The sequence below is a fragment of the Enterobacter cloacae complex sp. P43RS genome, from assembly GCF_014930585.1.
GTDB classification, from domain to species: domain Bacteria; phylum Pseudomonadota; class Gammaproteobacteria; order Enterobacterales; family Enterobacteriaceae; genus Enterobacter; species Enterobacter bugandensis.
In genome coordinates, this window is record NZ_JADBRJ010000004.1 from 423,571 (window position 1) to 443,059 (window position 19,489).

Consider the following 19,489-nt stretch of genomic DNA (forward strand, 5'->3'; position numbering starts at 1 on the left):
GTCATCCCTACTCTTAACCGGCGAGACGCGCCAGTAAGGAACACCCTGATGAGGAAACCGCACTGATGCGAGCCTCACGCCCTTGAGCCTGGTAATCTAAGTGAATTTCGACATCCGGGTCAGGCAGCACACCCGCACCTTGTTGCGGCCACTCCACCAGGCAGATGGCGTCGTTGGCAAAATAATCACGGATCCCCATAAATTCCAGCTCCTCAGGATCCGCAAGGCGGTATAAATCAAAGTGGTACACCATAAGATTGTCGAGGGTGTACGGCTCGACCAGCGTGTAGGTAGGGCTTTTCACGTTCCCGTTATGCCCTAACGCCTGCAAAAAACCCCGGCTGAAGGTGGTTTTACCCGCACCTAAATCGCCATACAGATAAATGACGGTTGCCCCCTGACAGGCCTGCGCCACGCGCTTGCCGAGATCTAAAGTGGCTTGTTCATCAGGTAAAGGAATCGCTCGATTAGTCATTTTCTACGTCAATCACATCCGGGTTAACAACACGCCGCAGCGTGCAAAAGAGATCGGTGGCCAGCATACCGCGTGTCCCCTCCCGCGCAGCAAGCCTGTCAGCTGCCGCGCCGTGGGCCACACAGCCCGCACAGGCTGCATCATAAAGGGGAAGTTTCTGTCCAAGCAATGCGCCGATGATGCCTGAAAGCACATCGCCCATACCGCCGCTCGCCATGCCCGCATTTCCGGCATCAATAATGCCCTGCGTCTCGTCACTGGCGACAACGGTGCCTGCCCCTTTCAAAACGGCAACACCTCCGTAACGTTTTACCAGACGCTGAGCAGAAAGTAAGCGATCGCTTTCAATTTCTGCCACGCTGCAGTTAAGCAGGCGCGCGGCTTCGCCGGGGTGTGGCGTCAGGATGCGATTGTGACGCTTATCCGGGTTTATTGCCAGAAGGTTAAGCGCGTCGGCATCCCACAACATCGGTTTACGAAAATTCTCGACCTTTTGCAGGGCCTGTTTACCCCATGTCTGTTGCCCAAGCCCGGGACCAATAACCACCACATCCGCCCATTCGAGGCTTTCTTCCAGCGTCTGGGGCGTAAGCTCATGGACCATCAGTTCCGGTCGGGCTGTGATGATTGGCGCAATATTTTCAATGCGAGTGAGTACTCGCACTAACCCGGCACCGCCGCGAAGTGCCGCCTCACCGGTCATGCGAACCGCTCCTGCCGTACCGCGATCGCCACCAATAATCACCAGCCTGCCGTTGTCGCCCTTGTGAGACGTTGGGCGGCGCGGCGGAAGCCACTCTTTTAGCTGCGAGGAATCAAAGCGCGACAGGAGCGTTTCCTGTCCAACAAGCCAGCTCTCCAGCCCCAGCGCGTTATGGTGCAATACGCCGACCACATCCCGCGCTTTTCCGGTTAACAGGCCCGGCTTCAGAGCGATAAAGGTCACGGTGTGCGCAGCCTGAATAACGGCGCCAGGCGTCGCGCCGGTCTGCGCGATCAGGCCCGACGGAATATCCAACGCGACTACCGGCGCAGAGTACCCGTTAGCGTGTTCAATAAGCGCGGCAATGTTTTCGCGAGGCGCGCTGCGTAGCCCGGTCCCCAGCAGACCATCAACAATCAGATCAACATCTTCCGGCCAGACGATATCAGGAGCATGAATCACGCCACCTGCGTTCAGCCATGCCTCCCGCGCCGCGCAGGCCTCTTCCGGCAGGGGCTTATCACTCTCCAGCGCCAGCAGGGTAACGCGGAGACCGGCTGCAACGGCAAGACGCGCAACGACGTAACCGTCGCCGCCGTTATTGCCGTGCCCGCACAAAATCAGCCAGTGAGTGGACTGCGGGTACGCGCTGCGGGCAACGTTAAACGCCGCCTCTCCCGCGCGCTGCATCAGTTCATAAAGGGTAATGCCGAGACTGTCTGCGGCCTCTTTTTCGGCGCGCCGGAGGTCATCCGCATGCCAGATGGAATGTGGTATACTTGCGGGGTTTTTCTTCACCGTATGGTCCGTCATGTCACAGCCCCTCGATCTCAATGAATTAGCGCAAAAAATAAAACAGTGGGGTGCTGAGCTTGGCTTCCAGAAGGTAGGCATTACCGATACCGACCTCTCTGCCAGCGAGCCAAAACTGCAGGCCTGGCTGGACAAACAATACCACGGCGAAATGGAGTGGATGGCGCGTCACGGCATGATGCGCGCCCGTCCACATGAACTTTTACCGGGTACACTACGCGTCATCAGCGTGCGCATGAACTACCTGCCTGCCAATGCGGCCTTTGCGCGCACGCTAAAAAATCCCTCCCTGGGTTACGTCAGCCGGTACGCTCTGGGACGTGATTACCATAAGCTTCTGCGTAACCGCTTAAAAAAACTCGGGGAAACCATTCAGCAGCACTGTGATTCGCTGAATTTTAGACCCTTTGTCGATTCCGCGCCTGTTCTTGAGCGCCCGATCGCCGAAAAAGCCGGACTTGGCTGGACAGGTAAGCACTCACTTATCCTGAGCCGCGACGCCGGATCGTTCTTCTTCCTCGGTGAGTTACTGATAGATTTACCCCTGCCGGTAGATGGCCCGGTGGAGGAAGGCTGTGGCCGCTGCGTGGCCTGCATGACCATCTGCCCGACGGGCGCCATCGTTGAGCCTTACACCGTTGATGCCCGCCGCTGCATCTCCTATCTCACGATAGAGCTTGAAGGGGCGATCCCGGAAGAGTTTCGACCGCTTATCGGCAACCGGATCTACGGCTGCGACGACTGCCAGCTGATTTGCCCGTGGAACCGCTATTCACAGCTGACGGAAGAAGAGGACTTCAGCCCGCGTAAAGCGCTGCATGCGCCACAGCTTATTGAGCTGTTCGCCTGGACCGAAGCCTGGTTCCTGAAGGTGACGGAAGGTTCCGCTATTCGCCGTATCGGCCACCTGCGCTGGCTGCGAAACGTGGCCGTCGCGCTGGGCAATGCCCCGTGGGATGAAGCGAATATTCAGGCGCTCGAAAGCCGTAGAGGTGAGCACCCACTTCTTGATGAACACATAGAATGGGCGATTGCGCAGCAAATCGAGAAGCGAAATGCCTGTGTGGTCGAGGTGCAGCTTCCTAAGAAACAGCGGCTGGTTAGGGTGATTGAAAAAGGGCTTACGCGGGATGCGTGATATATTCACAGCCTGTGAATAAAAATAAAAACTCAAGCGCCATCTGGACTTGAGAAGAGGTCAAGTGATCTCAATAACATTTTGAAATGAAATTTTATCCAATTAATACAGTGGTTTGGGAAGATATTATTCACCCTGCTAACTTTCTGTACGGTTTGGGTAAAGCGCGAATTCTGTGGATAACTCTGTTTACAAGACTATTTCAGATGCAATAGAAAACGTCCCCAGCGCGTCTTTTCGCTGTGGATATTTTAGAGATGAAGAAGAATTTGGAGCGGGAAACGAGACTCGAACTCGCGACCCCGACCTTGGCAAGGTCGTGCTCTACCAACTGAGCTATTCCCGCAAATCTGTACTGCTTTTGTTGCTGTCGTAACGTGTAATTCTCTGTCGTTACGGGAGGCGCATTATACGAGAAATCCTTTTAGCTGCAACCCCCCTCAAAGTGATTTTTTCGAAATTCAGTTCAAGTGCTTATTTAATCGGCAAGCTGAACAATTTAACGACAAAAACCCGGCCACGCAAGGTGCCGGATCTCAAAATCACAGCTTAATAAAGTTTTCGCGGTAGTACGCGAGTTCCGCCACGGACTCGCGGATATCGTCCATCGCCTGGTGCGTACCCTGTTTTTTAAAGCCGTCCAGAATTTCAGGTTTCCAGCGGCGCGCCAGCTCTTTCAGGGTGCTCACGTCCAGATAGCGGTAATGGAAGTAAGACTCCAGCTCCGGCATGTACTTGAAGAGGAAACGACGATCCTGACCGATGCTGTTCCCGCAGATCGGCGATTTACCCGCTGGTACCCACTGCTTCAGAAATTCGAGCGTCGCCAGTTCCGCCTCGCGATCGCCCAGCGTGCTCGCCTTCACGCGCTCGACAAGACCGCTGCCGGTGTGGGTACGCACGTTCCACTCATCCATCAGCGCAAGCTGGTCGTCGGACTGATGCACCGCAATCGTTGGCCCTTCGGCAAGGATATTCAGGTTGGCATCGGTCACCAGAGTTGCAATCTCAATAATGCGATCGCGCTCGGGATCCAGCCCGGTCATTTCGAGATCGATCCAAATCAGGTTGTTTTCATCCGCGCTCATGTTATTTTCCACCCTTCTCGCATAACCGGCAGTAGCAGGTTAACTAGTATTAATTAGAGTGTATCATAGAGGTTTTGCCCCTTACGGGCGACCAGGAGCCAGTGCGATTGAGTAAAAATAAACTCTCCAAAGGGCAGCAGCGCCGCGTGAATGCCAATCATCAGCGCCGTCTTAAAACCACTTCGGAGAAGGTCGATTACGACGACAACCTGTTTGGCGAACCAACGGAAGGCGTAGTCATCAGCCGTTTCGGTATGCACGCCGACGTGGAATCCGCTGATGGCGAAATCCACCGCTGTAACATTCGCCGGACCATTCGTTCTCTGGTGACCGGCGACCGCGTCGTCTGGCGACCGGGTAAAGAGGCGGCAGAGGGCGTTACGGTAAAAGGTATCGTTGAAGCGGTCCATGAGCGTACGTCCGTGTTAACCCGTCCCGATTTTTACGACGGGGTGAAGCCGATTGCCGCCAACATTAACCAGATTGTCATCGTATCGGCGATTTTGCCCGAACTTTCGCTCAATATTATCGACCGATACCTTGTCGCCTGTGAAACGCTGCAGGTTGAACCGATTATCGTGCTGAACAAAATCGATCTGCTGGATGACGAAGGCATGGCTTTCGTTAATGAGCAGATGGATATCTACCGCAAGATTGGCTACCGCGTTCTGATGGTGTCCAGCTACACCAAAGACGGACTGAAACCGCTGGAAGAGGCGCTTACCGATCGCATCAGCATCTTTGCGGGTCAGTCCGGCGTGGGGAAATCGAGCCTGCTAAACAACCTTCTCGGCCTCCAGCAGGAGATCCTCACTAACGACGTGTCTGACGTCTCGGGTCTGGGCCAGCACACCACCACCGCATCACGCCTGTATCACTTCCCGCACGGTGGCGATGTGATCGACTCACCGGGCGTGCGTGAATTCGGTTTATGGCATCTTGAGCCGGAACAAATCTTTAATGGATTTGTCGAATTCCATGATTATTTAGGCGCTTGCAAATACCGCGACTGCAAACACGATAACGATCCAGGCTGCGCTATCCGCGAAGCGGTTGAGAAAGGTGAAATCGCGGAGACCCGCTTCGAGAATTACCACCGCATTCTTGAGAGCATGGATCAGGTAAAAACGCGTAAAAACTTTTCTGATTCTGATAACTGACAACTAAGCTAAGCATCGCTAAAATCGTCCCCTTTTTTCAGGTTCCGGCGGCTTACTGCCGGATCAGGAATGACAAAACAATGGCCTGGAGGCTACCTTGTTAAACGCATTTAAACTTTCGCTTCAATACATTCTGCCAAAACTGTGGCTCACTCGCCTGGCGGGCTGGGGCGCAAGCAAACGCGCGGGCTGGCTGACCAAACTGGTCATCGACCTTTTCGTTAAGTATTACAAGGTCGACATGAAAGAAGCGCAGAAGCCGGACACCGCCAGCTACCGCACGTTCAACGAGTTTTTCGTGCGCCCGCTGCGCGACGAAGTGCGCCCGCTGAACACCGACCCTAACGTCCTGGTGATGCCAGCAGACGGCGTGATCAGCCAGTTGGGTAACATCGAAGACGACAAAATCCTGCAGGCGAAGGGCCACAACTACAGCCTGGAAGCGTTGCTGGCGGGCAATTACCTGATGGCGGACCTGTTCCGCAACGGTACCTTTGCCACTACCTATCTGTCACCGCGCGACTACCACCGCGTACACATGCCGTGTAACGGTATCCTGCGTGAGATGATCTACGTGCCGGGCGATCTGTTCTCCGTGAACCACCTGACCGCGCAAAATGTACCGAACCTGTTTGCCCGTAACGAACGCGTCATCTGCCTGTTCGATACTGAATTCGGCCCTATGGCGCAGATTCTTGTTGGCGCGACCATTGTCGGCAGCATCGAAACCGTCTGGGCTGGCACCATTACCCCGCCGCGTGAAGGCGTGATCAAGCGCTGGACGTGGCCTGCCGGTGAAGAAGAAGGCTCTGTCGCCCTGCTGAAAGGCCAGGAAATGGGTCGCTTCAAGCTGGGCTCTACCGTCATCAACCTGTTTGCGCCGGGCAAAGTGAAGCTGGCTGAGCAGCTCGAAAGCCTGTCGGTCACCAAACTGGGTCAGCCGCTGGCGGTCTCTACCGAAACCTTCGTGACGCCGGATGCAGAACCTGCTCCGCTGCCGCAAGAAGAGATCGACGCCGAGCACGACGCCAGCCCGCTGGTTGACGACAAAAAAGACGAAGGCTAACAACAGAAGGATCGCTGACGTGCGCCCGATTATCGTTCTACTGATGGCCTGGTGCCTCAGCATGGGGGCGTACGCAGCGACAGCCCCCGACGCCAAACAGATAACCCAGGAGCTGGAGCAGGCGAAAGCGGCTAAACCCGCTCAGCCAGAGACCGTTGAGTCACTCCAGTCCGCACTGAACGCGCTTGAAGAGCGGAAAGGCTCGCTTGAGCGCGCTCAGCAGTATCAGCAGGTTATCGACAACTTCCCTAAACTCTCGCAAACGCTGCGCGCGCAGCTCGCTAATCTGCGCGATGAGCCGCGCGAAGTGCCGGAAGGCATGACCACCGACGCCCTGAACCAGGAAATCCTGCAGGTCAGCAGCCAACTTCTGGAAAAGAGCCGCCTGGCTCAGCAGGAGCAGGAGCGAGCGCGTGAAATTGCCGACTCCCTCAGCCAGCTTCCGCAGCAGCAAACCGACGCCCGCCGCCAGCTTAACGACGTTGAGCGCCGCGTGGGTACGCAAAGCGGCAACACGCCGCAGGCTCAGGCGCAAAATCTGGGTCTGCAGGCGGAATCTGCCCGTCTGAAGGCTCTTGTGGATGAGCTGGAGCTGGCGCAGCTTTCCGCCAACAACCGCCAGGAGCTGGCGCGGATGCGCTCTGAACTCGCTCAGAAGCAGAGCGAGCAGCTGGATGCGTACCTTCAGGCCCTGCGTAATTTGCTTAACAGCCAGCGCCAGCGCGAAGCCGAGCGAGCGCTTGAAAGCACCGAGCTGCTGGCGGAAAACAGCGCCAATCTGCCGGAAGGTATCGTCGATCAGTTTAAGGTCAACCGCGAGCTTTCTGCCGCCCTGAATCAGCAGGCGCAGCGTATGGATCTGGTTGCCTCCCAGCAGCGTCAGGCGACGAATCAAACCCTGCAGGTGCGCCAGGCGCTCAACACCCTGCGCGAGCAGTCCCAGTGGCTCGGGTCATCAAACCTGCTGGGCGAAGCGTTACGCGCCCAGGTCGCGCGCCTGCCGGAAATGCCGAAACCGCAGCAGCTGGATACCGAGATGGCCCAGCTGCGCGTGCAGCGACTGCACTTTGAAGATCTTCTCAATAAGCAGCCGCAAATACGCCAGATCCGTCAGGCTGACGGACAACCTCTGACCAGCGAGCAAAACCGTATTCTGGAAGCCCAGTTGCGCACCCAGCGCGAACTGCTGAACTCCCTGCTGCAGGGCGGGGATACGCTGATTCTGGAACTGACTAAGCTCAAGGTCTCTAACAGCCAGCTGGAAGACGCGCTGAAAGAGGTGAACGAGGCTACGCACCGTTATCTCTTCTGGACATCCGACGTACGTCCAATGACCTTCTCGTGGCCAATTGAGATCGTTCAGGATCTGCGCCGCCTGATTTCCCTCGACACCTTTAGCCAGCTCGGACAGGCCAGCGTGATGATGCTGACCAGTAAAGAGACGATTTTCCCGCTGCTGGGCGCGTTGGTTCTGGTGGGCTTCAGCATTTATTCGCGCAGACATTTCACCCGCTTCCTGGAGCGTTCCAGCGCGCGGGTGGGGAAAGTCACTCAGGATCACTTCTGGCTGACGCTGCGCACCGTGTTCTGGTCGATTCTCGTCGCCTCTCCGCTACCGGTGCTGTGGATGACGCTTGGCTATGGCCTGCGGGAAGCCTGGCCCTATCCGCTCGCGGTCGCCATTGGCGATGGTGTCACCGCCACGGTACCGTTGCTGTGGGTGGTGATGATTTGCGCGACGTTCGCGCGGCCTAACGGCCTGTTCATCGCCCACTTTGGCTGGCCTCGTAACCGCGTGGCGCGCGCCATGCGCTATTACCTGATGAGCATCGGGCTGATTGTGCCGCTGATTATGGCGCTGATCATGTTTGATAATCTCAACGACCGGGAATTCTCAGGCTCGCTGGGCCGCCTCTGCTTTATGCTGATCTGCGGCGCGCTGGCCATCGTCACGCTCAGCCTGAAACGCGCGGGGATACCGCTCTATCTGGATAAATCCGGCAGCGGCGACAACATGTTCAACCGGCTGCTCTGGAACCTGCTGCTGAGCGCTCCTCTGATTGCGATGCTGGCAGCGGCGGTAGGTTACCTGGCAACCTCGCAGGCGCTGCTGGCGCGACTGGAAACGTCGGTGGCGATCTGGTTCCTGCTGCTGGTGGTGTATCACGTGATCCGGCGCGGGATGCTGATCCAGCGCCGCCGTCTGGCCTTTGACCGTGCCAAGCACCGCCGGGCAGAGATCCTCGCTCAGCGTGCCCGTGGCGAGGAAGAGCCAACCCATGTCAACAGCACGGAAGGCACGATGGATGCGGACGAGGTCGAACTGGATCTGGATGCCATCAGCACCCAGTCTCTGCGCCTGGTGCGCTCCCTCCTGATGCTGATTGCCCTTCTGTCGGTGATCTTCCTGTGGTCGGAAATTCACTCCGCGTTTGGCTTCCTGGAGAACATCTCTCTGTGGGACGTGACGTCCACGGTGCAGGGCGTTGAAAGCCTGGAGCCGATCACCTTAGGCGCGGTGCTGATTGCCATTCTGGTGCTGATCATCACCACCCAACTGGTGCGTAACTTCCCGGCACTGCTGGAGCTGGCGCTGCTGCAGCATCTGGATTTAACCCCCGGCACGGGATACGCCATTACGACCATTACGAAATACCTGATACTGCTGTTTGGCGGAATGGTCGGGTTCTCAATGATTGGTATTGAGTGGTCTAAACTGCAGTGGCTGGTGGCCGCGCTGACGTTTGGCCTTGGCTTTGGCATGCAGGAGATTTTCGCTAACTTTGTATCCGGCCTGATCATCCTGTTTGAAAAGCCGATTCGCATTGGCGATACGGTGACGATCCGCGATCTGACCGGGAGCGTAACGAAGATCAACACCCGCGCCACCACGATCAGCGACTGGGACCGTAAAGAGATCATCGTGCCGAACAAGGCATTTATTACAGAGCAGTTTATCAACTGGTCCCTGTCGGACTCCGTCACGCGCGTGGTGCTGACGGTACCGGCGCCGTCGGATGCCAACAGTGAAGAGGTCACACAGATCCTCTACACCGCCGCTGAACGCTGTACGCTGGTGCTCGATAACCCTGCGCCGGAAGTATTCCTGGTTGATCTACAGCAGGGGATCCAGATTTTCGAGTTGCGTATCTACGCCGCCGAAATGGGGCACCGCATGCCGCTGCGCCATGAGATCCACCAGCTGATTCTGGCGGGCTTCCGCGAGCATGGTATTGATATGCCGTTCCCACCGTTCCAGATGCGTCTGGAAAGCATGGACGGACGCAAGATGGGTAAAACGCTCACGTCGGCGGCTAGATCGCGCCCGGCGGGAAGTCTGTAATCGTTCTCCCCTCCCTTTCGGGAGGGGCATTTTACCGCTACGCCACTTCTGTGACGTACGCCATTGAGCGCCGGCGGTAATTCTCATAAATCCCCATCGCCAGCAGCGAGAAGAAGACTGGCCCACCGACCATCCACAGCGCGCTGTTCCAGTCGTTCGCCTCAACCACGGGCTGAATAACGGTAAAGATGTTGGCAAACGCCACGACCAGCACCACCACCGTGGTCGCCAGCAGCGTTGCCGCGCGGGTTTTGAAGATCACAAACGGACGCTCAAGATCCCGCTTCGCCTTAAAGAACGGGAACGCCAGCGTCAGGAACAGGTACGGCAGCGTCATCGACACGTTTGCCATCAGGGTCAGCTTGTTATAGAACGCAGACGCGGTATCACCGCCAAATGACACCAGCAGAATGAACACGCACACCAGCAGACACTGCATCCACATGGCGTTGGCAGGCATGCCTGCGGTATTGAGCTGCGTCATGCGTGCCGGCCACAGCGCTTTTGGCGTACCCTGGATGATTGCTTTCAGCGGCGAGTAGATTAGCGTGAAGAACGCGCCGGTATAGGCAAGGAACATCGACAGGCCGGTAATGCGCGCAAACCAGATCCCCAGGGTGGCCGATGCTTCCGGCGTCAGGTGCATGGCGTTACCCAGCGTCATTCCCAGGCTTTTCATCAGCACGTAGGTGATGTTCCCGAGGTTAGTGGTATTGTTACTCAACACTTGCTGCCAGTTAGTGCTAACGCCCCAGAGGAAAATCGCCAGCGAATAGCCGATGGAGATGACGATGGCGGCAAAAATAATCCCTTTGGCAAAGTTTTTTTCCGGGTTCTCGGTCTTATCGACCAGCCCACCTACCGCTTCAATACCGCCGTAGGCAAAAATGGCAAATACCACGAAGGAGAGCATGGCCAGCCCGGACTGATAGCCCGGATTAGGCGATGAAACGAAGTTCACCTCCTGCGCGAAGTGTCCGCCGTTCAGGCACAGAATGGCGATACTCACCAGCAGCAGCACCAGGTTCAGGCACATCACGGAAATACCGCCAACGGCAGTGATACGGGCAATTTTGTTGATGCCTTTTGACGCCACCAGCGTCACCACCACCATCCAGCACACCGCCAGAATTCCGACCACCTGCGTGGAGCTCAGCCCGGCTAAAGACCAGACCTGCGTTTTATCCGCACCGAAAAGAAACGTGGAGAACGGCACCCAGACTTTGGCCGCCGTGCTGACCATCCAGACGACGTAGGAGGAGAACCACATAAACGTGCCGATAAACGCGTAGCGCGGGCCGATGCTGTTGTTCATCCATGAATAGATACCGCCCTCTTCTTTCCGGTAAGCCGAGCCCATCTCCGCCATCATCAGCGCAAACGGGATAAAGAAGAACAGAGCAGAAACGATATAAAACGGCGTCGCGCTGTAGCCCATCAGATAGAAAGCCGACGGGCTGTTGGCAAAGCCAAAAACTGACGTAAAAATCATCAGGATGAGCCCGGTGAGGGTCATCTTTTTGAGTGACTGGGACATATAACCATCCGAAGAGGAATTAAACTGCGCGGATGGTAGCAGATGACCAGACTAATATTGTGGCTATACGAGGCAATTTAAGAAAAAGACCCGTGTACAGAGAAAATGGCAGTTTTTAATGTTGCGGAGAAGAAATGGAAAGGAATATTGCCACAGATACTATATGCCGGGTAAGCGACAGCGCCACCCGGCCATTCTTTAGGCGCGATCGACCGTAAAGGCAATCACATCGCCCAGCTGCTCGGCGCCCAGCGCCAGCATGACCAGACGATCCACGCCCAGCGCCACGCCGGAGCAATCCGGCAGACCGGCTTTTAATGCTTCCAGCAAGTTAACATCAATCGGCTGCTGCGGCAGACCGCGCGCGGCGCGCTTACGGTTGTCCTGCTCGAAACGCTGCTGCTGTTCACGCGCGTCGGTCAGCTCGTGGAAGCCGTTCGCCAGCTCGATGCCTTTGTAGTAAACCTCAAAACGCTCTGCTACGCGGTGATCTTCGGTGCTGATCTGCGCCAGAGACGCCTGGCTTGCCGGGAAGTGATAGACAAACGTCGGGCGATCTTTGCCAATCTGCGGTTCCACGCCGAAGGTGAACAGCAGCTGCAGCAGCGTGTCACGATCCTCTTCGGTATCCGCCACGTTGCTCAGATCCAGTTTTGCCGCCACTTCACGCAGCTGGGCTTTGTCCGCCGACAGCGGATCGATTTCCAGATGGCGCTGGAAGGCCTGCTGATAGGAGAGCGTTTCGGCTTCTGAGCAGTCCAGTACCTGCTGCAGCAGATCGTCCACCTCATTCATCAGGCGGTACATATCATAGTGCGGGCGGTACCACTCCAGCATGGTGAATTCCGGGTTGTGGTGACGCCCCATCTCTTCATTACGGAAGCTGCGGCACAGCTGATACACCGGACCACACCCCGCCGCCAGCAGGCGCTTCATGTGGTATTCCGGGCTGGTCATCAGATACAGATTCATGCCCTGGGAGTGGCCTGGGCCAACAAAACGGGTTTCAAACGGGACCAGATGAATATCCGTTACCGTTGCCTGACTCATGCACGGGGTTTCCACCTCCAGGACGCCGCGGTCGGCAAAGAAACGGCGGATCTCCGTCATAATTGCGGCGCGTTTTAACAGATTTGGGATGGATGCGCTCGGCTGCCAGGTGGCCGTTTCGCTCATGAGTTTTTCTCCGATTTCAGACAAGGGCACGAAGTCTACTCGTTAGCAGTGGCAGAGACAAATTTTGCGCAGTAAAAACGCGTATTTCATTTATGTGGATTATTCTGTGATGCATTTCATCAATCACGATGATAAATCACCGCACAGAACAGCAAAAAAATCGAACACGTCAAATTTCCCTCACATCTACGCGGTTATACTGTTATACCCATAAAGGAGCAGTGGAATCGCTTCCGCAATCGCCCGTTCGGGCAGGTGAACTTCCTTTAGTGCATCGCATTGCGGGAAAACAAAAATCTGGAGGAATGTCGTGCAAACTTTTCAAGCCGATCTTGCCGTAATAGGCGCTGGCGGGGCTGGATTACGCGCTGCAATTGCTGCGGCACAAGCCAACCCGAACGCTAAAATCGCATTGATTTCAAAAGTCTATCCGATGCGCAGCCACACGGTGGCAGCAGAAGGAGGATCCGCCGCCGTCGCGCAGGATCATGACAGCTTCGAATACCATTTCCACGACACGGTTGCAGGGGGCGACTGGCTTTGCGAACAGGATGTCGTTGACTACTTCGTGCACCATTGCCCAACGGAGATGACCCAGCTCGAGCAGTGGGGATGTCCGTGGAGCCGCCGCCCGGACGGGAGCGTCAACGTCCGCCGCTTCGGTGGCATGAAGATCGAACGCACCTGGTTCGCCGCCGATAAGACCGGCTTCCACATGCTGCACACCCTCTTCCAGACCTCCCTTCAGTTCCCACAAATTCAGCGCTTCGATGAACATTTTGTCCTCGACATTCTGGTCGACGACGGTCATGCACGTGGCCTGGTGGCGATGAATATGATGGAAGGCACGCTCGTCCAGATCCGCGCCAATGCGGTGGTGATGGCAACGGGCGGTGCGGGACGCGTCTATCGCTACAACACCAACGGCGGCATCGTCACCGGCGACGGGATGGGCATGGCGCTGAGCCACGGCGTGCCGCTGCGCGATATGGAGTTTGTGCAGTATCACCCAACCGGCCTGCCGGGCTCCGGCATTTTGATGACGGAAGGCTGCCGCGGTGAAGGCGGTATTCTGGTCAACAAAAACGGCTACCGCTATCTGCAGGATTACGGCATGGGCCCGGAAACCCCGCTCGGCGAGCCGAAAAACAAATACATGGAGCTCGGCCCGCGCGACAAAGTTTCTCAGGCCTTCTGGCACGAGTGGCGCAAGGGCAACACCATCTCAACGCCACGCGGCGACGTGGTCTATCTCGACCTGCGTCACCTGGGCGAGAAGAAACTGCTGGAGCGTCTGCCGTTTATCTGCGAACTGGCAAAAGCCTACGTGGGCGTCGACCCGGTGAAAGAGCCGATACCGGTACGCCCAACCGCGCACTACACCATGGGTGGGATTGAAACCGACCAGCAGTGTGAAACCCGCATTAAAGGGCTTTTCGCGGTGGGCGAGTGTTCCTCCGTCGGCCTGCACGGTGCCAACCGTCTGGGCTCTAACTCACTGGCAGAGCTGGTCGTCTTTGGCCGCATGGCGGGCGAGCGCGCTATGGAGCGTGCGGCGACCGCAGGCGAAGCAAACGGTGCGGCGCTGGATGCGCAGGTCACAGACGTTGAAAAACGCCTGAAGGATCTGGTGAACCAGGAAGGCAACGAGAACTGGTCGAAGATCCGCGACGAGATGGGCCTGTCGATGGAAGAAGGCTGCGGTATCTACCGTACGCCGGAACTGATGCAGAAAACCGTCGACAAGCTGGCGGAGCTTCAGGAGCGCTTCAAGCGCGTGCGCATCACCGATACCTCCAGCGTCTTCAACACCGACCTGCTCTATACCATTGAGCTTGGCCACGGCCTGAACGTCGCGGAATGTATGGCGCACTCTGCGCTGGCGCGTAAAGAGTCTCGCGGCGCCCACCAGCGTCTGGACGAAGGCTGCACCGAACGTGACGACGTCAATTTCCTGAAACACACTCTCGCCTGGCGCGATGCGGATGGCACCACGCGTCTGGACTACAGCGACGTGAAAATCACCACGCTGCCACCGGCTAAACGCGTGTATGGCGCAGAAGCAGAAGCCGCCGAGAAGAAGGAGAAGGCGAATGGCTGAGATGCAAAAATTGAAAGTTGAAGTGGTGCGCTACAACCCGGAAGTGGATACCGCCCCCCACAGCGCTTTCTACGAAGTGCCTTATGACGAGCAAACCTCCCTCCTGGATGCGCTCGGCTATATCAAAGACAACCTGGCGCCGGACCTGAGCTACCGCTGGTCCTGCCGCATGGCGATCTGCGGCTCCTGCGGCATGATGGTCAACAAGGTACCGAAGCTGGCCTGTAAAACCTTCCTGCGTGACTACACCAAGGGCATTAAGGTTGAAGCGCTGGGCAACTTCCCAATCGAGCGCGATCTGGTGGTCGATATGACCCACTTTATCGAAAGCCTGGAAGCGATTAAGCCGTACATCATCGGCAACCCGCGCACGCCGGACCAGGGTCCGAACACCCAGACGCCGGCGCAGATGGCGAAATACCATCAGTTCTCCGGCTGCATCAACTGCGGCCTGTGTTACGCCGCCTGTCCTCAGTTTGGCCTGAACCCGGAGTTCATCGGCCCGGCCGCCATTACCCTGGCGCACCGCTATAACGAAGACAGCCGCGACCACGGCAAAAAAGAACGTATGGCGCAGCTAAACGGCCAGAACGGCGTCTGGACCTGTACGTTTGTGGGCTACTGCTCCGAAGTCTGTCCGAAGCACGTCGACCCGGCCGCCGCAATTCAGCAGGGTAAAGTGGAAAGCTCGAAAGACTTTCTTATCGCTACCCTGAAACCACGCTAAGGAGTGCATGATGACGACTAAACGCAAAGCCTACGTGCGGCCTGTGCCGTCCACCTGGTGGAAAAACCTGCCGTTTTATCGCTTCTATATGCTGCGTGAAGGCACGGCGGTCCCGGCGGTCTGGTTCAGCCTTGAGTTAATGTATGGCGTTTTTGCCCTTAAACACGGGCCGGAAACCTGGGCGAACTTTGTCGGTTTCCTGCAAAACCCAATCATCGTGGTTCTGAACCTGATCGCGCTCGCGGCGGCGCTACTTCATACCAAAACCTGGTTTGAGCTGGCGCCAAAAGCGGCAAACATCATCATTAAAGACGAAAAAATGGGGCCGGAGCCAGTCATTAAAGGGCTATGGGCAGTGACGATCCTGGTCACGGTTGTCATTCTGTTTGTCGCACTGTTCTGGTAAGGAGACTACTGTGATCAATCCAAATCCAAAACGTTCTGACGAGCCGGTCTTCTGGGGCCTGTTTGGCGCAGGCGGCATGTGGAGTGCCATCATCGCCCCGGTAATCATCCTGCTGGTCGGCATTATGCTGCCGCTGGGGCTGTTCCCGGGCGATGCGCTGAGCTACGAGCGCGTGCTGGCGTTTGCGAGCAGCTTTATTGGCCGCGTGTTCATCTTCCTGATGATCGTCCTGCCGCTGTGGTGCGGCCTGCACCGCATTCACCATGCGATGCATGACCTGAAAATCCATGTGCCGAGCGGTAAATGGGTGTTCTACGGGCTGGCAACCATCCTGACCGTGGTGACGCTGATTGCCGTGGTCACTATCTGACGCTTCTGGCCCGCCATCCGGCGGGCCTTTTATTTCTGCATCTTTCCCACCAGCCACTGGGCAAATTCACGCATTGCGGACGTTTCAGCCCGCGACTGCAGTCTCGTTAACCAGTAACTGCCCAGATCAATTTGCGTTGTAAACGGCTGCACGATGCGCTCGCAGTTCAGCAAATGGGTAAACATATCGACAGGCGCAATGGCAATGCCCATACCTGCCTGTGCGGCTTCCAGCATGGTGACAGACGAATCAAACACCATCACCCGGTGCGTTGGCGACGGAGGATGCTCGCCTGCCGCCTGCATCCACGCCGACCATTCGTCGCGTCGGTAAGAGCGCAGCAGGGTAAACTTCAGGATGTCGGCCGGAGACTGGAGCACGGCGGCGATTTCGGGCGAGCAAAGCGGCGCCAGCGGCGCAGGGCACAGGAATTGCGCCTCGGTGCCGTGCCACGCCCCTCCGCCGTAGCGGATCGTATAATCAAGCCCTTCAGCAGCCGGATCGACGCGGTTGTTATGGGTGGAAAGGTGAAGATCGATATGCGGATAACAGCGGCGAAAGTCCGCGAGATGAGAGAACAGGATACCCGTGGCGAAAGTCCCTACTACGCCAATTTTTAGCTTCTCCTGAGCGCGCTGGCTGGCAAAGCGATCCAGCATTCCGGCGATACGATCGAATGAATCATTCAGCACCGGCAGCAGATTTTCACCCTCCGTGGTCAGCATCAGGCCGCGCGAGACGCGGACAAACAGCTGGCAATTCAGATGCTGCTCCAGCGCCTTAACGTGCTGGCTGATGGCGGAATGGGTGACGTTCAGCTCTATCGCTGCATGCGTAAAACTGAGGTGCCGGGCGGCCGCTTCGAAGGCGCGAAGCGAATTAAGCGGAAGATAGCTGCGGGTCATTGTTCCATCCGTTAGAAAAATTAACAGCTCATGCTAAATTTAACCGTTTGTCAGCCATAGTCAAATCTAACAGACTACAGCGGTCTGCCGGGCCCGGACACTCCCTTGACCTGCTATTATGGAAGATAATTGATGATGAAAAAATTCCTTTGCTGCGCCCTGCTGCTCAGCACATCCTGCTCTGTACTCGCCGCGCCGATGTCGGAAAAACAGCTGGCTGACGTGGTAGAACGCAACGTTACGCCCCTGATGAAAGCGCAGGGTATTCCAGGCATGGCGGTGGCCGTGATTTATCAGGGCCAGCCACACTACTTTACCTTTGGAAAGGCCGATATCGCGGCGAACAAACCCGTCACCCCGCAAACCCTGTTCGAGCTGGGCTCTATAAGTAAAACCTTCACCGGCGTGCTGGGGGGCGATGCTATTGCCCGCGGCGAAATTTCGCTGGGCGATCCGGTAACCAAATATTGGCCTGATCTGACCGGCAAGCAGTGGCAAGGGATTCGCATGCTGGATCTGGCAACCTACACCGCCGGTGGCCTGCCTTTACAGGTGCCCGATGAGGTCACAGATAACGCTTCCCTGCTGCGCTTCTATCAAAACTGGCAGCCTCAGTGGAAGCCGGGCACAACGCGTCTTTACGCCAACTCCAGCATCGGTCTTTTTGGCGCGCTGGCGGTCAAACCTTCCGGCATGAGCTATGAGCAGGCCATGACGACGCGGGTCCTTAAGCCGCTCAAGCTGGATCATACCTGGATTAACGTTCCGAAAGCGGAGGAGACGCATTACGCCTGGGGATATCGTGACGGTAAAGCGGTCCACGTTTCACCGGGCATGCTGGACGCAGAGGCATATGGCGTGAAAACCAACGTGCAGGATATGGCGAGCTGGGTGATGGCCAATATGGCCCCTGACGCACTGCAGGATACGTCCCTGAAGCAAGGCATTACGCTGGCGCAGTCTCGCTACTGGCGCGTGGGTGCCATGTATCAGGGGTTAGGTTGGGAGATGCTTAACTGGCCGGTCGATGCCAAAACCGTCGTCGGAGGCAGTGATAACATGGTGGCGCTGGCACCGTTGCCTGCGAGAGAAGTGAGTCCACCCGTTCCCCCGGTTAAGGCCTCATGGGTGCACAAAACGGGCTCAACCGGCGGGTTTGGCAGCTACGTGGCCTTTATTCCTGAAAAGCAGCTCGGCATTGTGATGCTGGCGAATAAAAGCTATCCGAATCCGGCGCGAGTTGAGGCGGCATACCGTATCCTCGACGCGCTGCAGTAAAACATTGCCGGGTAGCGCTGCGCTTACCCGGCGAAACACACCGCACAAAAACCACATTTTCCTTGCCGTCATCTACACTTAACAAAAAAACAGTAAGGAAACTCCTATGCGCATTTTGCCTGTTATCGCCGCGGTGACAGCCGCGTTTTTAGTGGTGGCCTGCAGTTCCCCTACCCCACCTCCTGGCGTTACCGTCGTCACGCCTTTTGATGCACAACGCTTCCTTGGAACATGGTATGAAATCGCGCGCCTCGACCATCGGTTTGAGCAGGGCTTAGAGAAGGTTACTGCTAATTACAGCCCAATGGATGATGGCGGTATTCAGGTGATCAATCGGGGCTATAATCCCGATCGGGAGATGTGGCAGCAGTCGGTCGGGAAAGCCTACTTCACTGGCGACCCGCGACGGGCCGCGCTCAAAGTCTCTTTCTTCGGCCCGTTTTATGGCGGCTATAACGTGATAGCGCTCGACAGAGAGTACCGTCACGCGCTGGTCTGCGGGCCGGATCGCGACTATCTGTGGATACTTTCCCGCACGCCAACTATTTCGTCAGAAATGAAACAGCAGATGCTGGACGTCGCGACCCGACAGGGGTTTGATGTGTCGAAACTTATTTGGGTAAAACAGCCCCGTTAATGGGTACTGAGCTTCAGCCCAATGATACCGGCAACAATCAGAGCGAGGCTGGCAATGCGCGCCAGGCTCGCTGACTCACCCAGCAGCAGAATGCCGGTAATCGCCGCGCCTACGGCACCGATCCCCGTCCAGACGGCATAGGCCGTTCCCACGGGCAGAGAACGCATTGCCCACGATAGCAGAACAATGCTCACGATCATCGCCGTAACGGTAATAACGCTGGGCGTCAGGCGGGTAAATCCGTGGGTGTACTTGAGACCAATCGCCCATACCACTTCGAGCAGACCAGCAATAAAGAGAATAATCCAGGACATCTCGGGCTCCTTAACTTAAAAACAGTTGGGGCCGTCCCCGATGAAGGAAGCGCTTACGGGTCGTCCCGCAAGGCAGATAACACCCCATATTTTGGTTAGCGTGTGATTTTTTTTCAATCATTTTCTGATGAACGCGTTAAGCCCAGAAATAGCCGCAGTATGGCGCGGAGTTCAGGCATTTATAGCTCATCGGACTTCTCTATGATGATGTGCTTTCTGATGGCAGGAAGCCAAACCACTAGCCGACTGCGA

Annotated in this window: 17 protein-coding genes and 1 tRNA gene; 10 read left to right on the plus strand and 8 right to left on the minus strand. The window is 56.7% G+C overall.

Going from position 1 to position 19,489, the window contains the following annotated elements; all coding sequences use genetic code 11:
• Window positions 1-13: 13 nt before the first annotated feature.
• The gene (gene tsaE / locus IM294_RS11275; RefSeq protein WP_028015250.1) at window positions 14-475 is read right to left on the minus strand and encodes a tRNA (adenosine(37)-N6)-threonylcarbamoyltransferase complex ATPase subunit type 1 TsaE; all 462 of its coding nucleotides are present in this window, start codon (window positions 473-475) and stop codon (window positions 14-16) included.
• A complete protein-coding gene (gene nnr, locus IM294_RS11280; protein WP_126817979.1) occupies window positions 468-1,991 on the minus strand; it encodes a bifunctional ADP-dependent NAD(P)H-hydrate dehydratase/NAD(P)H-hydrate epimerase in 1,524 nt (507 codons plus the stop codon). Before nnr ends, tsaE begins: the two co-directional genes overlap by 8 nt.
• On the opposite strand from nnr, the gene queG reads away from it, so the two are divergent.
• Entirely contained in the window at window positions 1,990-3,129 is a 1,140-nt protein-coding gene (gene queG / locus IM294_RS11285) for a tRNA epoxyqueuosine(34) reductase QueG (protein ID WP_126817980.1), read from the plus strand. The genes nnr and queG overlap by 2 nt on opposite strands.
• Before the next feature lie 270 nt (window positions 3,130-3,399).
• Here queG and IM294_RS11290 read toward each other — a convergent pair.
• Window positions 3,400-3,475 (minus strand) — tRNA-Gly (locus IM294_RS11290).
• Between the two features lie 196 nt (window positions 3,476-3,671).
• Window positions 3,672-4,217, minus strand: coding sequence for an oligoribonuclease (orn, locus tag IM294_RS11295; protein ID WP_028015247.1), 546 nt, complete (start codon window positions 4,215-4,217; stop codon window positions 3,672-3,674).
• 107 nt (window positions 4,218-4,324) lie between these two features.
• Here orn and rsgA point away from each other — a divergent pair, with 107 nt between their 5' ends.
• The 3 genes from rsgA (at window position 4,325) to mscM (ending at window position 9,786) form a co-directional block, all read left to right on the plus strand.
• Window positions 4,325-5,377, plus strand: coding sequence for a small ribosomal subunit biogenesis GTPase RsgA (gene rsgA, locus IM294_RS11300; RefSeq protein WP_032644955.1), 1,053 nt, complete (start codon window positions 4,325-4,327; stop codon window positions 5,375-5,377).
• 97 nt (window positions 5,378-5,474) lie between these two features.
• Window positions 5,475-6,443 carry an archaetidylserine decarboxylase gene (asd, locus tag IM294_RS11305; protein WP_028015245.1) on the plus strand — a complete coding sequence of 323 codons (969 nt, stop codon included), beginning with the start codon at window positions 5,475-5,477 and terminating at the stop codon, window positions 6,441-6,443.
• A gap of 19 nt (window positions 6,444-6,462) precedes the next feature.
• A complete protein-coding gene (gene mscM / locus IM294_RS11310; protein ID WP_048999792.1) occupies window positions 6,463-9,786 on the plus strand; it encodes a miniconductance mechanosensitive channel MscM in 3,324 nt (1,107 codons plus the stop codon).
• A 37-nt stretch (window positions 9,787-9,823) separates the two neighbouring features.
• On the opposite strand, the gene yjeM is transcribed toward mscM, so the two are convergent.
• Window positions 9,824-11,323 (minus strand): glutamate/gamma-aminobutyrate family transporter YjeM, encoded by a 1,500-nt coding sequence (yjeM, locus tag IM294_RS11315; RefSeq protein ID WP_045261278.1) that lies wholly within the window; start codon window positions 11,321-11,323, stop codon window positions 9,824-9,826.
• Between the two features lie 198 nt (window positions 11,324-11,521).
• Window positions 11,522-12,499: an elongation factor P--(R)-beta-lysine ligase gene (gene epmA / locus IM294_RS11320; RefSeq protein ID WP_041911493.1), complete on the minus strand. Its 978-nt coding sequence runs from the start codon at window positions 12,497-12,499 to the stop codon at window positions 11,522-11,524.
• A gap of 310 nt (window positions 12,500-12,809) precedes the next feature.
• On the opposite strand from epmA, the gene frdA reads away from it, so the two are divergent.
• From frdA to frdD, 4 genes are read left to right on the plus strand one after another with little or no spacing between them, the layout of a single operon-like run.
• Window positions 12,810-14,600: a fumarate reductase (quinol) flavoprotein subunit gene (gene frdA / locus IM294_RS11325; RefSeq protein ID WP_028015241.1), complete on the plus strand. Its 1,791-nt coding sequence runs from the start codon at window positions 12,810-12,812 to the stop codon at window positions 14,598-14,600.
• Window positions 14,593-15,327 carry a succinate dehydrogenase/fumarate reductase iron-sulfur subunit gene (locus tag IM294_RS11330; RefSeq protein WP_041911494.1) on the plus strand — a complete coding sequence of 245 codons (735 nt, stop codon included), beginning with the start codon at window positions 14,593-14,595 and terminating at the stop codon, window positions 15,325-15,327. The genes frdA and IM294_RS11330 overlap by 8 nt, the downstream gene beginning before the upstream one ends.
• Window positions 15,328-15,337: 10 nt before the next feature.
• Complete coding sequence (gene frdC / locus IM294_RS11335; RefSeq protein ID WP_028015239.1) at window positions 15,338-15,733, plus strand: fumarate reductase subunit FrdC; 396 nt, start codon at window positions 15,338-15,340, stop codon at window positions 15,731-15,733.
• Window positions 15,734-15,743: 10 nt separating this feature from the next.
• Entirely contained in the window at window positions 15,744-16,103 is a 360-nt protein-coding gene (gene frdD / locus IM294_RS11340; protein WP_000609653.1) for a fumarate reductase subunit FrdD, read from the plus strand.
• A 29-nt stretch (window positions 16,104-16,132) separates the two neighbouring features.
• Here the strand turns inward: frdD and ampR are convergent, their stop codons facing one another.
• The gene (ampR, locus tag IM294_RS11345; RefSeq protein ID WP_126817981.1) at window positions 16,133-17,008 is read right to left on the minus strand and encodes a LysR family transcriptional regulator AmpR; all 876 of its coding nucleotides are present in this window, start codon (window positions 17,006-17,008) and stop codon (window positions 16,133-16,135) included.
• Window positions 17,009-17,140: 132 nt separating this feature from the next.
• Between ampR and IM294_RS11350 the strand changes: the two genes are divergently transcribed.
• Together IM294_RS11350 and IM294_RS11355 are read left to right on the plus strand one after the other, a co-directional pair.
• A complete protein-coding gene (locus tag IM294_RS11350; RefSeq protein ID WP_126817982.1) occupies window positions 17,141-18,286 on the plus strand; it encodes a cephalosporin-hydrolyzing class C beta-lactamase ACT-76 in 1,146 nt (381 codons plus the stop codon).
• Window positions 18,287-18,392: 106 nt separating this feature from the next.
• Window positions 18,393-18,923 (plus strand): lipocalin family protein, encoded by a 531-nt coding sequence (locus IM294_RS11355; RefSeq protein WP_028015236.1) that lies wholly within the window; start codon window positions 18,393-18,395, stop codon window positions 18,921-18,923.
• Here IM294_RS11355 and sugE read toward each other — a convergent pair.
• Window positions 18,920-19,237 (minus strand): quaternary ammonium compound efflux SMR transporter SugE, encoded by a 318-nt coding sequence (gene sugE, locus IM294_RS11360; RefSeq protein WP_006178944.1) that lies wholly within the window; start codon window positions 19,235-19,237, stop codon window positions 18,920-18,922. The genes IM294_RS11355 and sugE overlap by 4 nt on opposite strands.
• Between the last annotated feature and the right edge of the window lie 252 nt (window positions 19,238-19,489).